General features: G+C 62.2%; 33 protein-coding genes and 2 tRNA genes. 30 read left to right on the forward strand and 5 right to left on the reverse strand.

Annotated elements, in window-relative coordinates; genetic code table 11:
* Window positions 1-249: 249 nt before the first annotated feature.
* Complete coding sequence (locus B3098_RS22475) at window positions 250-729, forward strand: hypothetical protein (RefSeq protein ID WP_286899036.1); 480 nt, start codon at window positions 250-252, stop codon at window positions 727-729.
* A gap of 112 nt (window positions 730-841) precedes the next feature.
* Here the strand turns inward: B3098_RS22475 and B3098_RS22480 are convergent, their stop codons facing one another.
* Window positions 842-1,900 carry a S24 family peptidase gene (locus B3098_RS22480; protein WP_286899037.1) on the reverse strand — a complete coding sequence of 353 codons (1,059 nt, stop codon included), beginning with the start codon at window positions 1,898-1,900 and terminating at the stop codon, window positions 842-844.
* A 70-nt stretch (window positions 1,901-1,970) separates the two neighbouring features.
* Here B3098_RS22480 and B3098_RS22485 point away from each other — a divergent pair, with 70 nt between their 5' ends.
* The 13 genes from B3098_RS22485 (at window position 1,971) to B3098_RS22545 (ending at window position 8,938) form a co-directional block, all read left to right on the forward strand.
* Entirely contained in the window at window positions 1,971-2,189 is a 219-nt protein-coding gene (locus B3098_RS22485; protein ID WP_286899038.1) for a hypothetical protein, read from the forward strand.
* Window positions 2,182-2,862 (forward strand): KilA-N domain-containing protein, encoded by a 681-nt coding sequence (locus tag B3098_RS22490; protein ID WP_286899040.1) that lies wholly within the window; start codon window positions 2,182-2,184, stop codon window positions 2,860-2,862. Before B3098_RS22485 ends, B3098_RS22490 begins: the two co-directional genes overlap by 8 nt.
* A gap of 262 nt (window positions 2,863-3,124) precedes the next feature.
* Window positions 3,125-3,325: a hypothetical protein gene (locus tag B3098_RS22495; protein WP_286899041.1), complete on the forward strand. Its 201-nt coding sequence runs from the start codon at window positions 3,125-3,127 to the stop codon at window positions 3,323-3,325.
* 100 nt (window positions 3,326-3,425) lie between these two features.
* Window positions 3,426-3,746 carry a hypothetical protein gene (locus tag B3098_RS22500; protein ID WP_286899042.1) on the forward strand — a complete coding sequence of 107 codons (321 nt, stop codon included), beginning with the start codon at window positions 3,426-3,428 and terminating at the stop codon, window positions 3,744-3,746.
* 44 nt (window positions 3,747-3,790) lie between these two features.
* On the forward strand, window positions 3,791-4,831 hold the full coding sequence (locus tag B3098_RS22505; protein WP_286899043.1) for a hypothetical protein: 1,041 nt from the start codon (window positions 3,791-3,793) through the stop codon (window positions 4,829-4,831).
* Complete coding sequence (locus tag B3098_RS22510; protein WP_286899045.1) at window positions 4,828-6,555, forward strand: toprim domain-containing protein; 1,728 nt, start codon at window positions 4,828-4,830, stop codon at window positions 6,553-6,555. Before B3098_RS22505 ends, B3098_RS22510 begins: the two co-directional genes overlap by 4 nt.
* A complete protein-coding gene (locus tag B3098_RS22515) occupies window positions 6,555-6,965 on the forward strand; it encodes a hypothetical protein (protein ID WP_286899047.1) in 411 nt (136 codons plus the stop codon). The genes B3098_RS22510 and B3098_RS22515 overlap by 1 nt, the downstream gene beginning before the upstream one ends.
* Before the next feature lie 9 nt (window positions 6,966-6,974).
* Window positions 6,975-7,346 (forward strand): hypothetical protein, encoded by a 372-nt coding sequence (locus B3098_RS22520; RefSeq protein ID WP_286899048.1) that lies wholly within the window; start codon window positions 6,975-6,977, stop codon window positions 7,344-7,346.
* Window positions 7,343-7,933: a hypothetical protein gene (locus B3098_RS22525; protein WP_286899050.1), complete on the forward strand. Its 591-nt coding sequence runs from the start codon at window positions 7,343-7,345 to the stop codon at window positions 7,931-7,933. Before B3098_RS22520 ends, B3098_RS22525 begins: the two co-directional genes overlap by 4 nt.
* Before the next feature lie 422 nt (window positions 7,934-8,355).
* On the forward strand, window positions 8,356-8,457 hold the full coding sequence (locus B3098_RS22530; protein WP_286899293.1) for a four-helix bundle copper-binding protein: 102 nt from the start codon (window positions 8,356-8,358) through the stop codon (window positions 8,455-8,457).
* 59 nt (window positions 8,458-8,516) lie between these two features.
* Window positions 8,517-8,589, forward strand: a tRNA-Gly gene (locus B3098_RS22535).
* Between the two features lie 5 nt (window positions 8,590-8,594).
* A tRNA-Ser gene (locus tag B3098_RS22540) sits at window positions 8,595-8,682 on the forward strand.
* Between the two features lie 58 nt (window positions 8,683-8,740).
* The gene (locus tag B3098_RS22545; protein ID WP_286899051.1) at window positions 8,741-8,938 is read left to right on the forward strand and encodes a hypothetical protein; all 198 of its coding nucleotides are present in this window, start codon (window positions 8,741-8,743) and stop codon (window positions 8,936-8,938) included.
* 14 nt (window positions 8,939-8,952) lie between these two features.
* Here the strand turns inward: B3098_RS22545 and B3098_RS22550 are convergent, their stop codons facing one another.
* The 4 genes from B3098_RS22550 to B3098_RS22565 all read right to left on the reverse strand — a co-directional run bounded on the left by B3098_RS22550 (window position 8,953) and on the right by B3098_RS22565 (window position 10,555).
* Window positions 8,953-9,219: a hypothetical protein gene (locus B3098_RS22550; protein ID WP_286899052.1), complete on the reverse strand. Its 267-nt coding sequence runs from the start codon at window positions 9,217-9,219 to the stop codon at window positions 8,953-8,955.
* Between the two features lie 36 nt (window positions 9,220-9,255).
* Window positions 9,256-9,531 (reverse strand): transcriptional regulator, encoded by a 276-nt coding sequence (locus B3098_RS22555; RefSeq protein ID WP_286899055.1) that lies wholly within the window; start codon window positions 9,529-9,531, stop codon window positions 9,256-9,258.
* Window positions 9,532-9,566: 35 nt separating this feature from the next.
* Entirely contained in the window at window positions 9,567-10,016 is a 450-nt protein-coding gene (locus tag B3098_RS22560) for a JAB domain-containing protein (RefSeq protein ID WP_286899057.1), read from the reverse strand.
* Window positions 10,017-10,078: 62 nt separating this feature from the next.
* Window positions 10,079-10,555, reverse strand: a complete 477-nt coding sequence (locus B3098_RS22565) for a response regulator (protein WP_286899058.1) — start codon at window positions 10,553-10,555, stop codon at window positions 10,079-10,081.
* A gap of 124 nt (window positions 10,556-10,679) precedes the next feature.
* Here B3098_RS22565 and B3098_RS22570 point away from each other — a divergent pair, with 124 nt between their 5' ends.
* The 16 genes from B3098_RS22570 to B3098_RS22645 all read left to right on the forward strand — a co-directional run bounded on the left by B3098_RS22570 (window position 10,680) and on the right by B3098_RS22645 (window position 23,404).
* Window positions 10,680-11,012: an HNH endonuclease signature motif containing protein gene (locus B3098_RS22570; RefSeq protein ID WP_286899059.1), complete on the forward strand. Its 333-nt coding sequence runs from the start codon at window positions 10,680-10,682 to the stop codon at window positions 11,010-11,012.
* 395 nt (window positions 11,013-11,407) lie between these two features.
* On the forward strand, window positions 11,408-11,869 hold the full coding sequence (locus tag B3098_RS22575; RefSeq protein ID WP_286899061.1) for a terminase small subunit: 462 nt from the start codon (window positions 11,408-11,410) through the stop codon (window positions 11,867-11,869).
* Window positions 11,870-11,872: 3 nt separating this feature from the next.
* Window positions 11,873-13,561, forward strand: a complete 1,689-nt coding sequence (locus tag B3098_RS22580; RefSeq protein ID WP_286899062.1) for a terminase large subunit — start codon at window positions 11,873-11,875, stop codon at window positions 13,559-13,561.
* 8 nt (window positions 13,562-13,569) lie between these two features.
* The gene (locus B3098_RS22585; protein ID WP_286899063.1) at window positions 13,570-14,856 is read left to right on the forward strand and encodes a phage portal protein; all 1,287 of its coding nucleotides are present in this window, start codon (window positions 13,570-13,572) and stop codon (window positions 14,854-14,856) included.
* Window positions 14,834-15,673: a head maturation protease, ClpP-related gene (locus B3098_RS22590; RefSeq protein WP_286899065.1), complete on the forward strand. Its 840-nt coding sequence runs from the start codon at window positions 14,834-14,836 to the stop codon at window positions 15,671-15,673. Before B3098_RS22585 ends, B3098_RS22590 begins: the two co-directional genes overlap by 23 nt.
* Window positions 15,674-15,675: 2 nt before the next feature.
* Window positions 15,676-16,920 (forward strand): phage major capsid protein, encoded by a 1,245-nt coding sequence (locus B3098_RS22595; RefSeq protein WP_286899067.1) that lies wholly within the window; start codon window positions 15,676-15,678, stop codon window positions 16,918-16,920.
* Window positions 16,921-16,971: 51 nt separating this feature from the next.
* A complete protein-coding gene (locus tag B3098_RS22600; RefSeq protein WP_286899069.1) occupies window positions 16,972-17,226 on the forward strand; it encodes a hypothetical protein in 255 nt (84 codons plus the stop codon).
* A 2-nt stretch (window positions 17,227-17,228) separates the two neighbouring features.
* On the forward strand, window positions 17,229-17,705 hold the full coding sequence (locus tag B3098_RS22605) for a hypothetical protein (RefSeq protein ID WP_286899071.1): 477 nt from the start codon (window positions 17,229-17,231) through the stop codon (window positions 17,703-17,705).
* The gene (locus B3098_RS22610; protein ID WP_286899073.1) at window positions 17,702-18,055 is read left to right on the forward strand and encodes a head-tail adaptor protein; all 354 of its coding nucleotides are present in this window, start codon (window positions 17,702-17,704) and stop codon (window positions 18,053-18,055) included. Before B3098_RS22605 ends, B3098_RS22610 begins: the two co-directional genes overlap by 4 nt.
* An 88-nt stretch (window positions 18,056-18,143) precedes the next feature.
* Window positions 18,144-18,575 carry an HK97 gp10 family phage protein gene (locus B3098_RS22615; RefSeq protein ID WP_286899076.1) on the forward strand — a complete coding sequence of 144 codons (432 nt, stop codon included), beginning with the start codon at window positions 18,144-18,146 and terminating at the stop codon, window positions 18,573-18,575.
* Complete coding sequence (locus B3098_RS22620; protein WP_286899078.1) at window positions 18,565-18,924, forward strand: DUF3168 domain-containing protein; 360 nt, start codon at window positions 18,565-18,567, stop codon at window positions 18,922-18,924. The genes B3098_RS22615 and B3098_RS22620 overlap by 11 nt, the downstream gene beginning before the upstream one ends.
* Window positions 18,925-18,986: 62 nt before the next feature.
* Window positions 18,987-19,640: a phage tail protein gene (locus B3098_RS22625; protein WP_286899080.1), complete on the forward strand. Its 654-nt coding sequence runs from the start codon at window positions 18,987-18,989 to the stop codon at window positions 19,638-19,640.
* Entirely contained in the window at window positions 19,640-19,951 is a 312-nt protein-coding gene (locus B3098_RS22630; protein WP_286899081.1) for a phage tail assembly chaperone, read from the forward strand. Before B3098_RS22625 ends, B3098_RS22630 begins: the two co-directional genes overlap by 1 nt.
* A 53-nt stretch (window positions 19,952-20,004) precedes the next feature.
* Entirely contained in the window at window positions 20,005-20,259 is a 255-nt protein-coding gene (locus B3098_RS22635; protein WP_286899083.1) for a DUF1799 domain-containing protein, read from the forward strand.
* Window positions 20,260-20,261: 2 nt separating this feature from the next.
* Window positions 20,262-23,069, forward strand: a complete 2,808-nt coding sequence (locus B3098_RS22640) for a phage tail tape measure protein (RefSeq protein WP_286899084.1) — start codon at window positions 20,262-20,264, stop codon at window positions 23,067-23,069.
* Window positions 23,069-23,404: a phage tail protein gene (locus tag B3098_RS22645; protein WP_286899086.1), complete on the forward strand. Its 336-nt coding sequence runs from the start codon at window positions 23,069-23,071 to the stop codon at window positions 23,402-23,404. Before B3098_RS22640 ends, B3098_RS22645 begins: the two co-directional genes overlap by 1 nt.
* Window positions 23,405-23,423 lie beyond the last annotated feature (19 nt).

Below are 23,423 nucleotides of genomic sequence, written 5' to 3' on the forward strand. Positions count from 1 at the left end.
GGTGTGGCGCAAGGAGCCATTAGCACCCCCAAGATCTAGATGCGCCTTGACGTCGGCAGGCTCCTGTGGCCACCTTTGAGATCGCTCTACCCATGACTTTTCTCGGCCGGTTATGATTTGGACAGTCATGGAAACTTTGGAGTCGATCGGGTGTCTTACTTTAGCTATCCGGTGAAGGGGCATGTACCGCCCAGGCCGATACCAGCGCCGCAGCCGCCAGCCCCGCCACCGTCGCGATAGGAGGTACGTATGAGCGAAACGATTATCAAGACCAAGGATCAAGTTCTTGGAGAAATTCGGTACGCGCAGCGCCTCGCACAGCGGACGGCGAGGCTGTATCGGCGCATCCAGGCTATCTCAACCTTTCTGGCAATACTTGGTGGTGCCGGCGTAATGTCGGCTATGGCTACGAATTTTCCTGCTTGGGTTTCTATTGCGGGTGCGGTGCTGGCCGCCGTATTTGGCGCCATGGTGATTGTCATTCGACCTGCCGACAAGGCGGTGCCGAATGAAATGGACATCAAGAAGTACGATGAGCTTTTGACCAAAGCCCAGGAACTAACGGCGGCGCAAATCTTGCCTTTGCTGGCTGAGGCACGGAAAACGGATGCACCTGAAATTGAGTCGCTGCGGACCATTGCCTACAACGATGTCATGAGTGAGATAAACCGAGACGACCAAAAGATCGAGCCTAACGCCTATCAGGCAATGTTGGCTGTGATTGCCTGAACGTCTCTGCCTATTGAGAGCCGCCCCTTTTGTGGGCGGCTTTTTCATGCTTGATGCTGATTCGGGTGCGAGAGCAGCTTCTCATCCACTTCATGCATGAGGTCGTGGGGCATCACGAGCGTACCCACTGTCCGGCCTCATCATCCCGCAGACGGGCGCCCGTCCAAACGACTTGGCCCAGCACGCGAGCGGGGTGTCCGTTCTCCAGCGGGATGTCCTGATATGCCGGGTTGAACGACCGCGCCACCCACCGGCCGGTAAGTTTGTCTTTGGCGACCGTCTTCACAATCATTTTGCCGTCGTAATTGATGGCATAGACGCCGCCGGCGGCCAAGTCGCGAAGCGTGAGGTTCTCGTTGGGCACGACCAGCAGCGCGGCACCGTCGCGGATGACGGGCTCCATACTGTCCCCCTTCGCGTACACCACACGCGCCTTGCCATTATCCGCACCCACTGCCTTGAGAAACGAGCGACGGAACTGGATCATGCCGGTCTGGTCTTCGCTGTGATTCTCGATGCCGTCTCCCGCGGCCAAGCGTACCTCTGCCAACTCGGGCACTTCCTCGAATTCGTCATTAGCCGCGTGCGGCTCCCCCGGCCCGGCATTGGCGGTAACGCCCGCCTGTGTGCTGATTCGCAAGGGCGCGGCGGTGCGCGGCGCCGCACGCTCCGCATCCCAGGGCGCGGGCGGGAGCCCCGGGATACGCATCGGAAATGGATCATCAGCAGCATCCATGTCCACCAACGCGCCAGGCTTGTGAGCACGCAGTCCCGTCGTTGCCGCTGGGGGCGCGGTCGCCGTCTGGGGAGAAACCTTGATGTTGAGCTTGAGCTGCGCGACGGCCAGGGCAACGGCCACCCCCAGCGCGGTTAGTTGCTCCGGCGGCAGGGCGCGCACGTCTGCCTCTTCCACAAATGGAAGCGGCCAAGGATCTGGCGCGCGAACCGCTCCGGCGTCCATGTCGCCTTGACCAGTTGCGAGCCATCGCGGCGACACGCGGAGGAAGTGCGCGGCCTCTTCGTTGTTGGCGGCGGTAAACGCTTTGGACTTGCCGTCCGCGACGCGTTTAACACCCTGATAGCTCATGCCCAACGCTTTGGCCAGCGTTGTCACATCGACATTGCGCTGGTTCATGGCGAGGAGGAGGCGGTCTGCGTAGGTCTGAATCATGATTCAAAGTTTCGCCTGTGGCGGTTGAATTATGGTTGCACATCATACTGAATCATGATTCAATTTGGCCATGAAAAAAGCTCGTGCAATCGAAAAATTGGGCGGAACCATCCCTAAAGCCGCCGCCGCTCTTGGAATCTCCTACCAAGGTGTACGCCAATGGCCCGACGACTTGCCACCTAAGATCGCCGATCGCGTCTTCGCCGCGTTCGTGCGACTTCATCCGAACGACTGGCAAAGCCTTTGGCCTGACATCGCTCATTCCGAGACGGAGCCTGCCCATGCCTAACGCCCTGATCATCGAACAGTACGAGGGCCAGCCCGTTCACTTTATGGGCGATGGCTGGTTCAACGCCACCGGCCCGGCAAAACGGCACGGCAAGAAGCCCGCGCACTGGATCGCGCTGCCTGGGACCAAAAGCTACATGGCGGCACTCGGAAAGGCCCTCGGCTTTGAGGTCGGATTTCCCGACATCAAGCTGATCCGCACATCCAAGGTGCGCGGCCAGGCCGGCACGTGGTTGCACCCGAAGCTGGCCGTGCCATTTGCTCGCTGGCTGTCGGATGACTTCGCCGTGTGGTGTGACCTGAAGATCGACGCCATCGTACGCGGCGGGGCCGCCCAGCCCGATCCTAACGCCCTAAGCACGGTCGCCGACCGCGAGCCGCTGTACCTGCTGGCGATCCAGATCATGGTCAAGCATGGTCTGTCGTTTCCAGTGATCTACCGCGCGCTGGCGCACTTCGCCGGCGTCGAGTCGTTCAAGGCGATGCTGTTGGGACACATCGCCCAGGCCGGCGGCTTCGGCGGTGCAATCCTGGCCGGTACGGATTCAGGGGCGCAATGGCGCCAGCTCGAATTCAACCGCATCGCCATCACCGGCCACCCTTCCCAATCCAAACTCGACCTCGGGCCGCTGGTGCTCGGGTCTTATCGTGCCCGCGAGGTGATGCATGCCTAACGCCGGCACCACCCTAATTGACCGAGCCCAAGAGGCAGGCATGTCGCCGGAGACGTTTGCCGCGACGCGCGGGCACTTGCTGCGCGGCGTTCGCCTTTCCTATTCGACCTCTGCGCAACATATCCCGGGTGACACCACGACCGCGCCGGCGCCCGACGCCATTCCCATTGGCCCGGTGGACTGCTGACATGGCTGCCTTCGACTTCCTCATCCTTGCCCTTGTGCTGGCGGTGCTCGCGCTGGGCAACTGGCCGCCCACGATATGAACACTGCCGTTTCGATCCTGATCCTGATCGCCGCGCTCACGTGGCTGCTGATGTTGATGACTGGATGCTGCGTCGGCGTGTGGTGGCTGTGGCGCCGCCGCGGTATGCGCAAGTGGATTGCCGATTTCGATCAGGGCCTGGAGCGCGAAGAACGCGCGCGGGCCGTCTTTCAACGCCGCCATCGGTTCAGGCCGTAGGCGGGCAATGGTGTGCACGCGCCCGGGTAGCTCCCGAAAGCCGGACTCCTCCACCCGGCCCGGCGCTGTGCCTTCAAGTGGAGTGATGGAGGTAGATGCAATGCAAGCTTTGACCTATCACGCTATGCGGGCGGACCTCGCAGCGACGTTTCCGGGCCTCTGGATGCGCCCGCTGCAGGAGTTCGGCGGGCAGTGGAAAGATGCCGAGGGGATCTGGACGGGGGCGGACGAGATGGCGATGCCGGACGGGCAACCGATCCTGTGGACCTTGGAGTGTGCGGACCCGGATTACTACGATGGCCACGTTCACCATGCCTTTGTCGCGTGGTTAAAGGCGCGAGGCTGGGCGTACGAACTGTATGACCCCGCCACGCTCTTCATCGTGCCATTGTCGTACTTCGATTTGCCCCAAGGGAGCTAAGGACGGCCCCTATGGCAACTACAGACGCACGCCTATCAGTGGGCTTGGCCACGCACCCTAAGACCAAGAAGTTGGTCCGCCGGCTCGGCGGTGACGGCGCCTGGCGCCTGGTCTGCCTGTTCCTCTGGTGCGCTTCCCACAAACCGGACGGCAATCTCAGCGGACTGTCGGACGAAGACATCGAACTGGCCGTTGACTGGGCCGGCGGCGAAGGCGAATTCGTCGCTACGCTGTGCGACGTTGGTTTTCTCGATGGAGAGGAGTTCTGCCGGACCATCCATGACTGGGAAGAGCACAACCCGTGGGTAGCAGGATCCGAGGCCCGTAGCGAGAAGGCGCGCTGGGCAGCCCTGTGCAAGAAGTACGGCCGCGCAGAAGCTGCTAGGCGTATGCCCGAGTATGCCGAACGCATCGGGGGAGCAGTCAGTGAGCATGCGGCCGAGTGCCAAGGGCAGGCTGTTAGCACGGCTGACGCAGTGCTAGAAGGTGCTAGTAGCACACGAGTAGCAGTGCCAGAAAGTGCTAGTAGCTTGCCACTAGCAGAATCTAGCACTGCCCCGTCTCCGTCTCCGTCTCCGTCTCCGTCTCCAAAAGATCAAACCCCTTTGTCGGCTGATGCCGACCCGGGGGCGCCGGTCGATGCCCCGGAATCAACGGCGACACCGAAGCCAGACGCCGTGCAGGAGGTTTTCGCCTACTGGCAGGAGGTCATGCAATCGCCCCGCTCCGTGCTGGACGACAAGCGGCGCAAGGCGATCAAGACCGCGTTGAAAAACGGCCACAGCCCCGAGGATCTGCGGCGGGCCATCCGTGGTTGCAGCAAGACCCCGCACAACATGGGCCAGAACGACAGGCGGGAGAAGTACAACGGGATCGATGTGATCCTGCGGTCTGCCGACCAGATCGACCGCTTTATCGCGAACGATAGGGGCCAGGATTCACCGGGGGCGGGCGACCGAGCGTCCGTGATGGCAACCCTCCAGACGCGGTTCCCTGGTGCCAGCATCACCCAGGTCGACGGGGGGCGATACCGCGTGGGCAACCGCTTCTTCGACGTCAGCGGCAACCCGGAGCCTGTCCTGTGAAGGCCTTCAACGACTTTGGGATCGATTTGCGCGGGCGCACCGGCGTGGAGGTTAAAACCACTTGCCCGCGGTGCTCGCCGTCGCGGCGAAAAAAGAACTATCCCTGCCTGTCGGTCAACACCGAGAAGGGCTTGTGGAACTGCCACCACTGCGGCTGGGGCGGATCGCTGGGCCACGGCGAAGAGCGCCGGCCCGAGGCGCCGAAGATCTACCGCAAGCCCGACTACGTGCTGAACCGCACCGATCTGCCGCAGACTGTCGTGGACTACTTCGCGGGCCGCGGCATCAGCCAGGCCACGCTCCTGCGCAACTGCATCGGCTACGGCCAGCAGTATTTCCCCCAGGTCGAGGAGGAGCGGACCTGCGTCATGTTCCCGTACCTGGACGGCGATGAGGTGATCAACGTCAAATACCGCACCGGCGACAAGCTGTTCCGGTTGGCGTCGGGAGCGAAGCGTGTGCTGTACGGCTTGAACGACGTGGATGCGGTTTTGATCTGGGTCGAAGGGGAAATGGACAAGCTGTCGGTGGAAGAGGGCGGCTTCAAGAACTGCGTCTCGGTACCCGATGGTGCCCCCACGCCGGACACGAAGAACTACGACAGCAAATTCGATTTCCTGGACTGCGAGCACTTGGCCAACGTCCGCGAGCACATCATCGCCGTCGATGACGATGCCCCGGGCCGTCGCCTGCAAGAGGAACTGATCCGCCGCCTTGGCCGTGACAAGTGCTTGATCGTGACCTGGCCGGACGGCTGCAAAGACGCCAATGACGTACTGATAAAGCTTGGCCCAGACGCCTTGCAAAAGTGCATCGAAGACGCGCAACCGGTGCCGATCGAGGGCACGTATTCGGTCACGGACTTCCGCTCCGAGATCCTCCGGCGCTACGAGGGCGAGGTTCGACGCGGGGTCTCCACCGGCTGGCCCGGCATGGACGGGTACTACACGGTGCTGGAAGGGGAGTGGACCCTGGTGACAGGTATCCCTGGCCACGGCAAATCCGAATGGCTGGATGCCCTGGCTGTTCACCTTGCGCAGCAGCACGGCTGGAACTTCGGTGTGTTCTCGCCCGAGAACTTTCCTGCCGACTATCACAGCGAAAAGCTGATGGAAAAGTTCATCGGCAAGCCGTTTTCCGCTGGCCCGAGCGAGCGGATGGACGTGGCTGAGTTGGACAGCGCAATGGATTTCCTGGCGGACCACTTCACTTTCATGATGCCCGAGTCCCCCAGTCTGGACGCCCTTCTTGAACAGGCTAGCCGACTGGTGACTCGCAAGGGCATCCGCGGGCTGATCATGGATCCATGGAACGAGATTGAGCATGGCCGGGCGCCTGGTCAGACCGAGACCGATTACATCTCCCTGGCCTTGTCCAAGATCCGGAAGTTCTGCTGGGCACATGGAGTTCATGCCTGGGTCGTGGCGCATCCGGCCAAGCTCTACAAGGACAAAGACTCGGGCGACTACCCCATCCCGACACCCTACGACGTGTCCGGCTCGGCGCATTGGCGCAACAAGGCGGACAACTGCATCACCGTGTACCGGCACGTCAAGGACGAGCATAAGCCGGTGGAGATCCACATTCAGAAAATCCGCAAGAAGTTCGTAGGCCGGGTGGGGATGGTTGAACTCCATTACGACCGCGTGACCGGTCAATACCGCGACTACGCGCACTTCACGCGGCCACCCATTTATTCCCTGCAAAACCGGGGAGCAGCTTGATGGTACTTCGCGTTAAGCGGTGGCCGTCAGTCACGGAAACCAAGCCTAAGACGGCGAAGCGCGCCCCCAAGGCCCCGAGCGCGCTTGAGGAGCGCTTCGCGCGCGATGCACGCGCCTTAAAGGTGTTGGAGCCGCAGCGGGAGTACCGTTTCGCGCCCCCGCGCCTCTGGCGCTTCGATTTTGCTTGGCCGGATCAAAAGATCGCGGTCGAGATTGAAGGCGGCGTATGGACGAACGGGCGTCACACCCGTGGGTCCGGATTCGTCGCTGATTGCGAGAAGTACAACGCCGCCACCCTTGCGGGCTGGAAGGTGTTGCGCTTTACCGAGAGCACCGTCCGCGACGGCTCTGCGGTTGAGCTTGTGGCGCGCCTGCTGCGCGTCCCTCCCTACAACCCTGGAATCGTTTGAGGACTGATCATGCTCGATCACAACAACCCCGACACCTGGCTGGAAATCCCGTTTCAGAACCCCGCCGCCGCATCCGTCAGCCGCGTTCATCAGTCGGCGGATTCGAATGCGGATCCCGGCATGGCATACGCGCCGTGCCGCTGCTGGCGCTGCCGCGGGGGCGTGGCGCTCGCTGACCGCGCCACCCTGGACCGCCTCCTGGCCAAGCACCTGATGACGCTCAGTGAAACGGAGCGGGGCCAGTGGATGCTTTTCTGGGCGGCACACCCGCGCCACGATGCGGAGGCGCTGGACCAGCTCAACACGTGGCTGCGCATCGCTGGCGGCAGCAACGAGCCGGCGCCGGTCTATCCGGTCTACGTGATGCCGGAGGAAGCATGAGCGAACGCAATACGCCTTTTGCCCGCCTGGCCGTCGCCCTGGCTTACGCGTTCAGCGATGAGCGGCACACGTTGAACCGTCCTGCGATGGCCCGCGCGGCTGACATGCGCCTGGGTGAGCCTGGCCCGCTCTCCGGCGCGGACGGATGCGCGGAGATCGGCAAGGTTCGGCAATTCCTCGAACGGAACCTGGACCCGCTGCACGTGGCTGTGCTGCACGCCCGCTACGGTCAGCGCGTGGCAAGCTGCAAGCATTGCCACAGCGAGGCCGATCACCCGGGCTGGGTGGCTGCGCTGTACAAGATCGCGGCGGCGCTGGGCGCGCACCTGTCGATGCGCACGGCGCATAGCGAGCTGCTGTATGCCCTTGTGCGCCGTTACTACGACAGCGGTACCGTTCGGACCCTGCAATCCTTGGCCGATGAGTATGCGTGCAAGGTGCGCAGCGTGGAGCGGGCTAGCGCCAGGGCGAACGATTGGCTGCGCGGTACGCGCGAGAAGAAGGGCGCGGAACCAATCTACGGCGTCGAGCAGGCCGCGCACGCCGCCGCCGAAAAGCTGCTGCGAGACGGAGGTTTTATCCCCTGACCGTTGACTGTGCGGAGATTCGCCGCCATAATCAGCGATAACGGATTTCCTCAGAAGTCCGCCCACGAAACCCGCCACGCGAAAGCAGGCGGGTTTTCGCGTTTCTGGGTTTGTTTGGGGAATTCCTTTGTGTCAGGAATGCTGTTTGCTGCCCTTGTGTTGCCCACTTCGGGCCAACACAAGGAGGAACTCCTATGAACGCCATGAATGCAGACATGACAGGGTGTATCGATGCCTGCCTCGCGTGCTACCGAACGTGCCTTCAGGAAGCAATGGGACATTGTCTGGAGGCGGGGGGTAAGCACGTTGAACCTAGCCATTTTCGGCTCATGCTGGCGTGTGCGGAAGTATGCCGTACGTCAGCACACACGATGCTAGTTGGTGCGGCAAATCACCAGTATGTTTGCCAGGCCTGCGCTTCGATGTGTAATGACTGCGCGGCTAGCTGTGAGCAGATTGAAGGAATGGAAGCGTGCGCGAGAACCTGCCGCGAATGCGCCCAGGCTTGCGAGAAGATGCTCTAGAAGCGACCCCGTGGTCGTCACGCCCTGGTCCGAATTCTGGCCAGGGCGTTTTTGTTTTCGCGGACATGCTCATGGTGAGCCGCCGGCCTCCCAAGCCGCGCAGCGAGGGTTCGATTCCCTCTGTCCGCTCCATTTCAGGGCAATTGGCTGAGAGGCCGAAAGCAGCGGGTTGCTAACCCGTAGGGCGACGACGCCCCGCAGGTTCGAATCCTGCATTGCCCGCCACACAATAAAAAACCCCGGCACGGAACACCGGTCGGGGCTTTCCTCTTTGGAGATCGCTATGTGTCTGGAAATGCAGTGCGACCGCTGCCAAGGCTACTTTCGCAACTTCACGCAGATCGTGCGCAAGGGCGCCGATACCTACTGCGTGCAGTGCGACGCGGCGATCACGGCGGGGGCGGATACGCGGATGTACGCGGAAAAGCTGCCTCCGAACTCGGTCTTTGACGTACCGGCGGTGCCTTTGGCGACCAGCTAAGCAGCCGGCCTGCATTAGTCCCCGCGGGGGCGTACCTGCACCCGCGAAAGAACATGCTCGAGTTCGTGCTTGCGGAGGATGAGCTCGCACAGCTTCCGCTCGGTCCCGCCTTCCGATTCGGTCATGACGTTCACGAACACGTACGCACCATCAGAAAACAGCGGAGCTTCGCTTGGGAACTGAAGCCAACGATTGGAAACCTGGCACTCGACTTTGCCGGTGGCCAGCGTCAAGTCCAGTTTCCGCGCTGCGTCCATATCCAGGCGCTTGTCTTTGCTCATGTGTGGCACTCCTTTCGTTAGGTGATAGCGGGACCTCTACTGCTCGGGCTTGGCCCAGATCAACCCGAGCCCGGCCACATTACACAGGATTGCCCAAGCCGCGAACGGGATAGGCGAATCGCCGCCAGTCCAGCGCCGAATCGTCCGGCCGTCCGAGATGCCCAGGAGCTTTGCCGCTTCGCCGCCGGTCAGGCCGGCCATAGACAGCACGGCGCGCACTTCGCCCGCCTCGGGCTGCTTCCATCCATCGGCAAACGGTCGCAGGCACTCTGGACGGATCGCGGGGGCGCCATAGGGTACGCGAGTTTCCATAGATCAATAGGCCCGGTTTCCCGGGCCTCTCCTTGTTAGTTCATCAGGCCAGCTTCTGCAAACGAGGTCATCTTGCCGGACCCGACCACAAAGTGGTCAAGCAGGCGAACATCGAAGAGTTCCAGCGCGATGCGCAGGGTCTTGGTGATGCGCTTGTCGGCTTCAGACGGGGTGGCATTGCCCGACGGGTGGTTGTGCGCGATTACCAGGGCGGCAGCGTTCAACATCAGTGCGCGCCGGGCGACTTCGCGAGGAAACACCGGGGCTTGGTCAATCGTGCCGTAGAAGAGGGGTTCGGCGGACAGCAGGCGGAGCCGGGAGTCCATGAAGAGAACGAAGAAGACTTCGCGCTCTTCGGTTTCCAGCACCAGTCGCAGCAGTTGCTTGATGGCTTCGGGGCTGTTGGCTGCAACGCCCGGCTGCTTGAGGTGCTTGTCCAGGATCGCGATTGCGGCTTGGACGGTGGCTTGTTCTTGCTGGTTCATCGGAGTTCTCCGGTAGGTGACCTTGCGCGGTGTGCGCCGGCCTTGAACTGAATATTAGGGCATTATGTCCTATCCGTCAAGCCCCTTTTTTTTGCATCGGGTCGAAAGATGCAGTCCAACAGCGCGTCAAGGTGTGCAGGCTTTGTGAGCCAAGCATCAACACCGTCCGGTAGAAACCCGGGCGATTGTCGGACGCTGCCGCTGAAAATGATGATCCGTGGGGCGCGGCCCTCGTTCATTGTCTTGAGCTGCGGTGCAAGGTCGAGACCCGACGCGTCGGGCAGATCAACATCGAGCAGAACGGCGTCGGGCTGGAACTCGGCCATGGTGCGTAGTGCCGTTGCACCGTCGCCTGCAATCTGGACCGAAACACCCGGTTCCATCATCAAACATTCGGCGGTCAGCTCAGCAGATACGGTGGCGTCGTCTACGATCAGGATACGCATTGCGGTGATCTCCTTCTTCAGGTCACCTAATAAATGGCCCGTGGCATTGAATGCACGGGCCGCGCGGCGTTCAACCGTTAGTCGCGGGTCCATATCGTACTACTCCCCCTTTCGCTATCAAGGGTCCGCGCGCTGGGCATGGCGCGCGGGTGGTTGAGCATCGCCGCCGGGCGGTGTGCAGTGGATAGCACCCGGCAAGATCACAGAGAGAATCGGCATGAAGCTCACGACACTCAAGCCGCGCCTTGCAATGGCCGGTTCCAGGTTGACCACTGCGCCGACGCCCAGCGCCAAGCGCATGACGGGCCGGAAGCTGCAAGACCGCCGGTTGCGTGTCTGGTCTGCCGATCCGCATTGCGCCCACTGCGGCGCAGTGACCGCGTACCCCGATGGCTTCGAACTGGACCACAAAGTCAGCCTGAACGATGGGGGAGCCGACACCGACGAGAACTCGCAGGTGCTCTGCGTCTCGCGCGATGCGCATGGTCGCAAGGTTGGATGCCATGACGCCAAGACGCGGCAGGACATGGGATACAGGAACCGCACGTAATGGCACAGATCGCGGTCAAGCTTTCCCTTCGCGTCGCGTGGTGGGTCCGCTGGTACTTGGTCGGCGTCGTCATCGCGGCGCGCCTGACGGGCGCAACGCCTGACACGACCAAGGTGGAACGGTGGATCAGGCGCGGCCTATCCGTCCGCGCCAGTAGGAAGCCGTAGGGCGCCTCAGCATCGAGGCCGGCGCCGAGGCCCGCCCGGTCAATCGTCGCGTCCTGTAGGGCCTCTGCGCGGCTCCCTGGGGCATCGGCAGAGGGGCCGCGGCCACTGGTCGGGCGGCAGGCAGGGGGGGGCGGGTCGAAAGTCTGGGGGATATCGACCCTGGAAACCACCTGTTCCCTCATGCGCAGAAAATTTTCCCTTAACCGGATTTGTTAACCGAGATTGTTAATGGCATTAACCGACAAAAAGCGCCGCTTTGTGCAGGCGTTGCAGTCGGGCCTGTCCGGTGCTAAAGCCGCTATCCATGCGGGCTACAGCGAAAAAGGGGCGGCCGTTGCAGCGTCCCGGCTGATGAAAGACAAGGACGTCCAGGAAGCCCTGGGCCGTGTTAACCAGGTTAACAAAATGAAGGAAGCGGCCGCAGCCGCTGGGAAGGAGGTTTCGCTCCCGGATCTGGGCAAGCTGTACTCCGATCCCCTGGAGTTCCTCAAGGCAGTCGCAAACGATCCCGCGCAGGACATGAAGCTGCGCGTGGAGGCCGCAAAGGCGTGGGTCCCCTACGTACATGGAAAGATGGGGGAACAAGGGAAAAAGGACGCGAAGAAACAAGCAGCAGACAAGGCGGCAAGCGGTGGACGATTTGCACCGCCGCCACCGCCCACCCATCTGCGCGTCGTGGGGAAGGTTTAAGCCATGTCCTGGACAACTGCATGCCCAGATTGGGCAGCACGCTTGCGCGCGCGCCGTTCGATCATTCCGGCGCCGATCTTTGCAGACCAGGCCGAATACGCGTTGAACATCTTTAAGCAGTTGCGCGTTGTCGACCTACCCGGGAAACCCACTTTTGGCGAGTGCAGCGAAGAATGGGTGTTTGCCTTTGTGCGCGCCATCTTCGGCGGCTATGAGGCGGCAACGGGGAAGCAGTTGATCCGCGAGTACGGGCTGCTTATCAGCAAAAAGAATACGAAGTCCACCATTGCGGCCGGAATCATGCTGACGGCTCTTGTCATGTGCTGGCGAGAGGAAGAGGAACACCTGATCCTGGCCCCGACAAAAGAGGTCGCCGACAACAGCTTTAAGCCCGCAGCGAGCATGATTCGCGCGGATGAAGAGCTGTCGGACATGTTCCACATCCAGGAACACATCCGAACCATTACCCATCGCGTGACGCGCAATAGCCTGAAGGTCGTTGCCGCTGACACCGACACAGTATCTGGCAAGAAGTCCGGCCGCGTGCTGGTGGACGAGCTATGGGTATTCGGCAAGCGAGCGAATGCCGCGGCAATGTTTATGGAGGCGTTGGGCGGCCAGGTCTCCCGCGATGAGGGATGGGTGATCTACCTGACCACACAGAGCGATGATCCGCCGGCAGGCGTGTTCAAGGAGAAACTCGACTACTGGCGCGATGTCCGCGACGGGAAAATCGAGGATCGGAAGACGCTGGGGGTTCTATACGAGTTCCCGGACGAAATGGTAAAGGCGAAGGCCTACCAGCTACCGGAGAACTTCTACATCACCAACCCGAACCTTGGCCGCTCTGTCAGCGCGGAGTGGTTGCAAGACGAACTCAAGAAGAACCTCGGGAAAACCGACGGGTCCAGCCAGAAGTTTCTGGCTAAGCACCTAAATGTGCAGATCGGGCTGAACTTGCGATCAGACCGCTGGGCGGGCGCCGACTTCTGGCTGGCTCAAGGTGATCCAGCCTTGGCAGACCTGGATGAGTTTCTCGACCGCTGCGAAGTGGTCGTGGTCGGCATCGACGGGGGCGGCTTGGATGACTTGCTTGGGCTAGCCCTGATGGGGCGGGAAGTTGAAACGCGCCGCTGGTTGCACTGGGGGCGCGCCTGGGCGCACAAGATTGTTTTGGAGCGTAGGGCAGAAATTGCCCCTGCTTTGCTGGACTTCGATAAGCAGGGCGACCTGAGGATCGTGGATCGGCCCGGCGATGACGTGGCCGAAGTGGCTGACATTGTCTGTCAAGTGCGTGATCGCGGGCTGTTGCCGGAGAAGCTGTGCATCGGCGTGGATGGATCGGGTATCGGAGACATTGTTGACGAGCTCACCAGTCCGGGGCGGAACTTCACCCTTGAAGAAATCACCGCCATTTCGCAGGGATGGCGCTTGAATGGCGCGATCAAGACCACAGAGCGCAAGATTGCTGGGCAGGAGATGCTGCACGGGGCGCGTCCGCTGATGGCCTGGTGTGTCGGCAATGCAAAGACAGTACAGCAGGGAAACGCGATCGCCATCAACAAGCAGGTATCGGGTACGGCAAAAATCGACCCGCTCATGGCGCTCTTTGACGCTGTTTTCCTGTTGTCGCTCAACCCCGAGGCCTCTGGCCGGTCGGTATACGAATCCCGCGGGATTCGATTTATCTGAGAGAACTCATGAAATTACTGGACCGCTTTCTGGGCGGCTCGGCGGACGAGTCGGCGCCTGAAGCCGGCCTGCGGCTTGAGCCAACCATTGCGCTAGAAAGCGCGCAGGCGTCGGTGCAGCCCAGGGGGCAGGCGTTCCGAGGCTTGGATGATCCAGCGCTGCTGGAATACATCCGCAGCGGCGACTACAACCGCCGAGTGGAGTCGCTACGGAACATGGCCGCACTGCGGTGCGTGTCGCTGATCGTCACTTCGCTTGGCATGCTGCCGCTCAACCTGATTCGAAACGACCCATCCAAGGCACCAGCGAAAGACCACCCGGGCTATCGGCTGATGAAGCTCAAGCCGAACGGGTGGCAAACACCCTTCGAGTTCAAGAGCATGATGCAGCTGCATGTCTTGCAGCAAGGCAACGCCTACGCGCGGGTAATTTGGTCGGCAGGTAGGCCCATCGCATTGGTGCCGATGGCGCTGGGATCCGTCAAAGCCGAGCTGGTGGGCTGGGAGATGCGTTACACGTACACCCGGCCAGATGGCCAGCAGGTAAAGCTGTCCCAGAAAGAGGTGTTCCACCTGCGGGACATCACCATTGATGGGGTGGAAGGGCTGGGCCGCATGAAGCTCGCCCGGGATGCCATCTCACTGGCGCGTGACGCAGAGCGCGCCGCTGGTCGCGTATTTCGGACGGGCAACCTGGCGGGCGGCGCCGTGGAGGTGCCCAAGGCGCTCTCGGATACGGCCTACGGGCGGATGCGCAATTCCCTGGACACGGATTTCGCGGGTGCGGAGAACGCTGAGCGCTGGATGTTGTTGGAGGAGGGCGCCAAGGCAAACAAGTTCAAGGTGACCGCAGCCGAAGCGCAGCACATCGAGAACCGCAACGCCCAGATTGAAGAGGTAGCGCGCGCCTTCGGCGTGCCGCGGCCCCTCTTGATGATGGACGACACCAGTTGGGGGTCGGGCATCGAGCAGTTGGGAATCTTCTTCGTGCAGTACGGGCTGCAGTTCTGGTTCACGGCGTGGGAACAGGCGGCGATGCGCACCTTTCTGACTGACGAAGAATTGGACCAGCTGGCCTACAAGTTCAACGAGCGGGCTCTGATGCGCGGCACGCTGAAGGACCAGGCGGACTACTTCGCCAAAGCGTCCGGTGCCGGCGGTCATGCCCCGTGGATGTGGCAGAACGAGATCCGCGACTTGTCAGACCTACCCGCGAGCGATGACCCGCAGGCAAACAAGCTACGCGATCCCATTACCCAGAAAGGAAAATCCAATGAGCCTGCTGCAACTGCCTGAGATCAAGGCGGACGCCCGTCTGGGTGCCGCCGACTTCGATCTGCGCCCGGACGCGCTGGAGCGGTGGGCGCCCCAAGTGCGCGCCGTTGGCGCGGACGAAGACGCCACCATTTCCATCTACGACGCCATCGGGGAAACCTGGGATGGTAGCGGCGTAACGGTCAAGCGTATTCAGGCCGCGCTGCGTTCCGTTGGCGCCCGCGACGTGACGGTGAACGTCAACTCACCCGGCGGCAATTTCTTTGAAGGAGTGGCGATCTACAACGCGCTGCGCGATCACAAGGCCAAGGTGACCATCAAGGTATTGGGACTGGCGGCGTCGGCAGCGTCCGTGATTGCGATGGCGGGCGATGAGATCTTGATGGGACAGGGATCGTTCCTGATGATCCACAACGCCTGGGCTGTTGCCATAGGGAACCGACACGACCTGATAGACGCAGCCGCGAAGCTGGAGCCGTTCGATGAAGCGATGGCACTGGTTTATGCAGCTCGAACTGGCTTGACGCCGAAACAGGCCGCAGCCCTCATGGATAAGGAAACCTGGATCGGCGCAGATCAGGCGGTCGAGGATGGCTTCGCCACCGGCCTGCTGGACGGCTCCGCAGTCACCGAGCAGCCGCAATCGAGCGGGGAACGTCGGGCCCTGGCCCAGGTGGAAGCGGCTATGGCTCGCGCCGGATATAGCCGCTCCTCTCGCCGCGACACCTTCAAAGCACTTTTTTCCGGCAAGCCGAGCGCTGCCACAACCACCACGCCGTGCGCTGGTGACGACGTAGCAGCCCTGCTGCAAACCACACTTACAACCCTGCGAGGTTAAACATGAAGCAACAATCGAATGCCCGCGTCCCCCGCGGGCTGGTTTCCGTACGCGCCGACGCCGGCAGCCCAGGTGAGGTGAAGGCCCTCATCGAACAGCTGAACCAAGCCTTCGCCACGTTCAAGGACGAACACTCCAAGCAGCTGGATGAGGTTAAGAAGGGCACGCATGATGCGCTTCAGGCCTTCAAAGTCGAGAAGATCAACGCGGACATCTCCCGGCTTCAATCCGCCATCGACGACGCCAACATGAAGATCGCGTCGGCGCAGATGGGCGACGGCACCGGCCAACGCCTGAAGGACTCCGAGTACAGCGACGCCTTCAACGCGCACTTCAAGAAGGGCGACGTGCAGGCCGCGCTGAACAAGGGGGCCGCAGAAGAAGGCGGCTATCTCGCGCCAGTGGAGTGGGATCGCACCATTACCGACAAGCTGGTGCTGGTTTCGCCCATGCGGCAACTGGCGACCGTACAACCGGTATCCGGCGCCGGCCTGACCAAGCTCTACAACATGGGCGGTACGGCATCTGGCTGGGTGGGTGAGACTGCGGCGCGTCCGCAGACCAACACGGCTGGTTTCGCTTCGCTCGGCTTCGGTTGGGGCGAAATCTACGCCAACCCCGCCGCGACGCAGCAACTGCTCGACGATTCGGCGATCAATCTGGAAAGCTGGCTCGCAGGTGAAGTGGAAACCGAGTTTTCCAAGCAGGAGGGCCTGGCTTTCGTTTCGGGCAACGGCACCAACAAGCCCTTCGGGATCCTGACCTATGTCGAAGGCGGCGCCAACGCGGCCAAGCATCCGTTCGGCGCGATCAAGGTGGTGAACAGCGGCGCGGCTGCAGCCATCACGTCGGACGGCATCATTGATCTCATCTACGACCTGCCCTCGGCATTCACGGGGAACGCGCGCTTCGCCATGAACCGCAAAACCCAGGGCCAGGTCCGCAAGCTGAAGGATGGTCAAGGCAACTACCTGTGGCAACCGTCCTTCGTCGCGGGTCAGCCGGCCACTGTGGGCGGTTTCCCGCTGACCGAAGTGCCGGACATGCCGGACGCGGTGGCGGGCGCCACGCCGGTGCTGTTCGGCGACTTCAAGCGCACCTACACCATCTTCGATCGTGTGGGCGTGCGAGTGCTGCGGGACCCGTACACGAACAAGCCCTTCGTGCTGTTCTATACGACCAAGCGCGTTGGGGGCGGAGTGCATAACCCCGAGCCGATGCGCGCGATGACGATCGCTGCGGCGTAAACATCGTGGGAAGGCGCCGGCCGGCGTCTTTCCTTATTTCAGGAGAGTGATATGGCGAAGCTGACCAAGGCGTTTCGGGGTGTTCCGAAGGGCGCTATCTACCCGGTTGAATTTGCGGCCGGTCAGGAATGCCCTCCCGAGCTCGAAGCCGGAGCGCGCGATTTGGGGGCGCTGGAAGCGAGCGCGGAGGATTCGGACGAGAAGAAAGACTTGATGGCGCAACTGGACGCCGCGCAGATTAAGTATGACAGACGCTGGGGCATCGACAAGCTCCGTGCAGCCCTGGCTGAAGGCCAGAAGGACTGATCATGCCGCTGTTGACGCCTGAAGAGTGCATTGCTCATTGCAACGCCGATCCGGCGGACGCGCCATTGCTGGCCGACTTGCTCGCCGCTGCCGAAAGCGCAGTGGCAGGCCATCTCAACCGGGCGTTCTTCTCGGCTCAATCTGACCTCATCGCCGCGCAGGACGCGCTGCCGCAGGCTGCTGGAGATGCGCAAGACGCACATGAGGCAGCCCTGACCGCCGCGGCTGAACTTAGCAACGCGGCTGCGCGCCAAATGGCAATTGCACTTGCGACGGAGAGGCTGAAGGAAGCGCAGATCGGCTTTCAGCGCGTGCTGTTCGGCATTGTGGCAACACCTCGTGTCAGGGCCGCGGTGCGGCTGACGCTCGGCAACCTGTACGCCAACCGCGAAGAGGTGGTTGTCGGTGCAAGCGCCGCTCGGCTTCCCCAAGGGGTGCCGGAACTCCTGCGCGCTGACAGGCGGGAGATGATGCCATGAGGGCTGGGACGCTGCGCACTTGGGTTCGGATCGAAAGGCGGGAAGATGGGCAAGACAACGCGGGGCAGCCGAATGGATCCTGGGTGGAAGTTGCAACAGTACCGGCAGATCCTCGCGGTCAGACCGGTATGGGGGCCATCACCCGCAATCAGGAAAACATTGGCGCGTCTATCAACGCATACAGTTTCCGGATCCGGTTCCGCCGCGGCATCGACCAGGGGATGCGCGTCCTGGAGCTTTACGACGGGCAGCCGGTGGGCGAACCCTTTGACATCAAGAATGTGCGGATGGACCTTGCCCGGCGGCAGTGGACGGACTTGATCTGCGAGCAGGGGGGCAGCGATGGCTAGGGGGCTTCAGGCAAGTTTCGACACATCGGGCTGGGCGGTGGGCTTGGATCGGTTGCTGGGACCCGCACGGGTCAGCTTGGCGCGTTCCATGGCCGTTGCTGGCGGCGAGGTGCTGCGGGATGAGGCAAAAGCGCGGGCGCCGCGCAGCGGCCAGGGGGCAGTCGGCGAGTCGGGGCCGAGAATTCCCCTGGCGGAGACAATCTATTTGGCTTTCCGCGAAAGATACTCGGGCGCCAAGGAAGTTAAGTATGCCGTCACCTGGAACAAGCGTAAGGCGCCGCACGGGCACCTTGTGGAGTTCGGGCACTGGCAGATCTATCCGGTGATCAAGAAGGCCGACGGAACTTATGTGACCGACAAGCGCCGCAAGCTTGCAACCCCGAAATGGGTTCCAGCCTCGCCATTCCTCCGGCCGGCGTATGAAGCCGCATCGACTCGCGCGCAGTCTGCAATGATCCAGCGCGGGCGGCAACGTATGCCCGAGCTTCTGGCTGGGCAGGAGGTGAACAATGACCCTTGAGGCTCAGTTGAAAGCGCTATTGGGGCCTTTGGTCGGCGGACGGGCTTATGCGGATGTCACCCCCGACAAGCCGGAGTTCCCGCTGATCGTCTACCAAGGCGCAGGCGGGCAAGAACAGTGGTACGTGGAGCGCAAACGCCGCGAGAAGCGGCATCAGCGCGTGCAGGTGTTCGTGTGGGCCGCCACGCGGGCCCAGGCAAGTGACATCGCGGACCAGATCGGCACCGCCTTGTGTGAAAGCGACTTTCCTGCTGTTGAGCCGTATGGCTCGCCCACCAGCCTCTACGAAGAGGCAATCAAGAAGTATGGCACCCGCCAGGACTTCGGTATCTGGTTCCTTCCCTCCTGACCTTTCCCCGCTTCTACATCGAACCCGGCCACGCGCCGGGTTTTTTCATTTGAGGAACACAAATGTCTTCCATCTTCATCAACGGCACGCGGTATTCCATCTCGACGGCGCTCGCCGCGGCCGCCGCCATCTCGGCCATCTCCAATGCGAATCCGGCTGTTGCCTCCGCAGTCGCCCCGCCGGAAGACGGCTCCATCCTGGTTCTGAAATCGGCGTGGACCAATCTGAGCGAGACCGTGGCGCGCAGCGCCAATGCAGACACCGACAGCTTCGAGCTGGAAGGCGTGGACACCACGAGCACAGTCCTGTTCCCGGCAGGCGGGGGCGCTGGCTCCTATCAGGAAGTCAGTTCCTGGGTAGACCTGGACCAGGTGCGCGACGTGGTGATGGCCGGTGGCGATCAGCAGTTCTTCAACTATCAGTACGTCGAAGATCCGAATAGCCGCCAGCGCCAGAAGCCGACCTTCAAGAACGCGATGACCATGACGGTCTCGCTGGACTACGACCCGGACAAGCCTTGGTATGCGGCGCTGATCGAGGCTGACCGCCTGCGCGAGCCCGTCGTCGTGCGCGGCGTGCTGCCCAACGGCTCGACGCTCTTCTACTACGCCTATCCGTCGTTCAACAAGGTCCCCGTCGGCCAGGTGAACGAGAACCTGCAGAACACGGCGGTCTTCTCCCTCATCGCCGACCCCATCCGCTACGAGGCCGCGTAATGACGTTCAAGATCAAATCCAGCCCGACCATCGACGCCTGCATCACCATCGTGGGCCAGGGGCGCGAGCAGCAACTGAACGTCACGTACCGCCACAAGACCGGTAAAGAGTACGACGCGTTGATGAAGCAACTGGCGGCGGGGGAAATCTCGACCGCCGACCTGCTGCTTCTGCTGATCGACAAGTGGGACGCGGACATGCCCGTGAGCGAGGAGTCGATCGACTTGCTCTGCGAGCATCAGCCGGGCGCCGACTTGGCGATCGCGAGCGCGTTCAACGACGCCATTCGGGTCGAGCGCAAAAAAAACTGACGGAGGCTGTGGCGGCGTTCCTTTGGGAGCCGCCATCAGCCGCAACGTTGGCGATGGCCGGGTTAAAGCTCAGCGACTTTCCCCGGCCTTGCGCCGAACTCTGGCCGGACCACGTTCCGGCGTTCAACCTGTTCACGCGCAATTACACGCAGTGGCGTGTGGGGGCGGGAGGGCCGATAGGGCTGGATTACGGGGTCCTGTATCACGATCTGGACCGTCAAGAGCTTCCCAAGGCGGAGCAGCAGGAAATCATGGACGTTCTTCGGATCATCGAGCGGGCGGCCCTGGAAATCTTCCATAAGAGTTGAACATGGCACAGGAAAGCATTGGCACCGCGCGGCTAGATATCGTCGTCGATACCTCGCAGTTTGACGCCGCGATTGCTTCGGCCAAGCGCGGCACCAGCGACATGTCTCAGTCCGCGCAGGCGGACTACACGAAGCTGGCCGCCGCTGAGCGCCGCCGGGTTGACTCCCTGGTGAACCAGGCCAACACGATTGGCATGACGCGAAAGGAGCAGATCCTTTACAACGCCGCCTTGCGCGGGGTGCCGACTTCGATCCTGGATGAGTTGAAGACGAAGCTGTCGGCTACGGGCGCTGCCGCGGCTGGCGCCACCAAGCAGATGAATCAGTACGGCGTGAGCGCCGCACAGCAGGCAGCAGCGCTCCGCGGCGTACCGGCGCAGCTCACGGACATCGTGGTTTCGTTGCAGGGCGGCCAGCAGCCCCTTACGGTGTTGCTGCAGCAAGGCGGTCAACTGAAGGATATGTTCGGCGGCATCGTGCCGGCGGCGCGTGCCCTCGGCAGCACGATTCTGGGATTGGTGGGGCCGTGGACGCTCGCGGCAGGTGCTGTAGCTCTTTTCACCGCCGCTGTCGTTTCGGGGAAAGGGGAACAGTCCGAGTTCACCAAGACACTGATCCTCACGGGCAACGCGGCCGGACAGACGGCCCAAGGCCTGGTCGACATGTCTCGGCGCGTTGGCGAGGCTCATAGCACCGTCGGCCGGTCGGCTGATGTGCTGAATAAGCTGGTTGCCTCGGGCCGCGTGACGGGCAGTTCCTTGGAGACGGTGGCTGGCGCCATCGTCAACATGAGCGAGACGGGTGCGAGGTCGGTAGACGACCTGGTCGCGGAGTTCGGGCGGCTGGGCGAGAGCCCGAGCGAGGCGATCGCCAAGATCAACGAGTCCATGAAATTCCTGGATGCGGCCACCTATGACCGCATCCGCACGCTTGAAGCCCAAGGACAGAAGGAACAGGCCGTAGCGTTGGCCCAGTCCACCCTGGCCGACGCCACGAACCGCGCCGCTGACCGCGTTCGCGCCAGCGCCGGCACGTTGGAGCGGGGCTGGAATAGCCTGGGATTGGCCGCGCGCCAGGCATGGGATGCGATGCTCAACATTGGGCGACCCACGCCGATTGCCGAGCTTCGCAAGCAGGCCGAGGAATTGACCAAAACGGTCGAAAGCCTGGAGAACAATCAGGGCTTTACCACCACTGAAGGGGGCGCGGCTACCGGCGGTGGCCGCAACCGTGCGCAGCAGGCGCTCAAGCTGAAAAAGCAGGAGCTGGCCACGATCACTGCCGAGATACAGCGGCAGGAGAAGGAACAGGCGGACGCGCGGGCACAGGGACTCAAGGGACAACTTACCCAGGAGAAGATCGCTGCCGACGCCCGGCTGGACGAAATCATCAAGGCCGGGCGCGCCCGCAGTCAGATCCAGCAGGACGAACTGAAGAAGCTCGACGCCGACGCTCAGAAATACGGCTGGGCTGCCGACAAGGTGGAGGCGGCACGCGCGGCGATCATCGAGAAGTACAAGGATCCTAAGGGGGCCGGGGGGGCGTTCAAGGACGACGCCGCAGCCAAGCTGTTGCAGCAGTATCGTGAAGCCGAGGCGTCTCTGCAGGCGCAAATCACCAGCGAGGGAAAGCTTGCCACCTGGGGGCAAAAGAGGGCTGAGTTTGAGCAGCAGATCGCCGACCTGAAGGACAAGAAGGTCCTGACGGCCGACCAGAAGAGCCTACTAGCCCAAGAAGACCTGCTGCGCCATCAGCTTGACCTGAACGTCGCGGCGGAGAAGGAACTTCGCACGAAGCAGGAAACCGCGAAGGTCGAAGCGCTGCGCGTCAGCCTGGCCTCTACGCGAGATCTGGAGCAACAGCAGTATGCCGACCAGGTGGCCGGTGTGGGCCTGGGCGATCGCGCGCAGGAGGAGCTTCGCGCGCGTCAGGGGATCTTGCGGGATTATCAGCGCCAGCAGGCGCAGTTCGACCGCTCAATGGCGTCGGGGCAGATGTTGCCGGAGACGTACCAGAGCCAAAGTGCTCTGCTTAAGGAGCATCTGGATCTGCGCCTGTCGATGCAGCAGCAGTATTTCGATCAGGTGCGCGAAGCGCAGGGCAACTGGAAGAACGGCGCCACTTCGGCGCTGGGTAACTATCTGGAGTCCACAGCGAACGTCGCCGTCCAGACGAAGACCTTGTTCTCCAACGCCTTCCAAGGGATGGAGGACGCGATCGTGCGGTTTGCCACCACCGGCAAGCTGTCGTTCAAGGACTTCGCAACGTCGATCATCGCTGACATGACGCGTATCGCAGCCCGTCAGGCCGCGGCCGGCGTTCTGAACGGCATCTTTGGCACAGTTGCCGGGGCGGCGGTGAGCGGAATATCCGCCGGCGCCGGGTATCAGGGTTCCGGCATGGCGGCTGTCGGTAGTACCGATGGGATGGCAGGCAGTTGGGGGGCGGTGGCCGGCGCTCGCGCGTCCGGTGGCCCGACCGCTGCGAATTCGCTCTATCGCGTCAACGAGCTTGGCCCCGAGTTGTACTCGGAAGGCGGAGAAACGTACCTGATGAGCGGCGCCAATGGTGGCTACGTCACGCCGCTGCGCAGCAGCGTGGCGGCCGGCGGTGGGTCAGGGGGCGCCAACTATCAGATCACAAACCAAGTCATTTTCAACGACGGGGGGCGCGAATCGCGCGAGTCGGATCAGGACGATGCCCTCGGGCGCGAAATGCTCAGGCAGATGGAAGTGGTCGCGCAGCGTGTCGTGGACCGCTCACATCGGCAGGGCGGTGCGGCTTGGAACGCAAGGAATGGGAGGGCCTGATGACTGAACGATTTTCATGGCGGGCCACGGGTGAGCCTACCGGCACAGTGATGTTCAGAAGGCTGACCGCACAGTTCGGAGACGGATATCGCCAGGTTGTCGGCGACGGCATCAACACTGAGGTTCAGTCGTGGCCGGTCACGTTCGCAGGCGGCAAGCAGGAAATGCAAGCCGTGGCGGCGTTTTTGCGCAGGCATGCCGGTGTCCGGTCCTTCTTCTGGACTCCACCGCTGGGGGAGGAAGGGCTGTATGAGGCTCCGAGCCTCAGCCTTGCTCACATCGGAGGGGATGTTTACAGGGTGTCCGCCACCTTCCAACAAGTATTTAAACCGTAGGGGGAATCGTGGATTCACT

This window comes from Achromobacter sp. UBA2119, assembly GCF_002331005.1.
In the GTDB taxonomy this organism is placed as follows: Bacteria; Pseudomonadota; Gammaproteobacteria; order Burkholderiales; family Burkholderiaceae_B; genus Achromobacter; species Achromobacter animicus.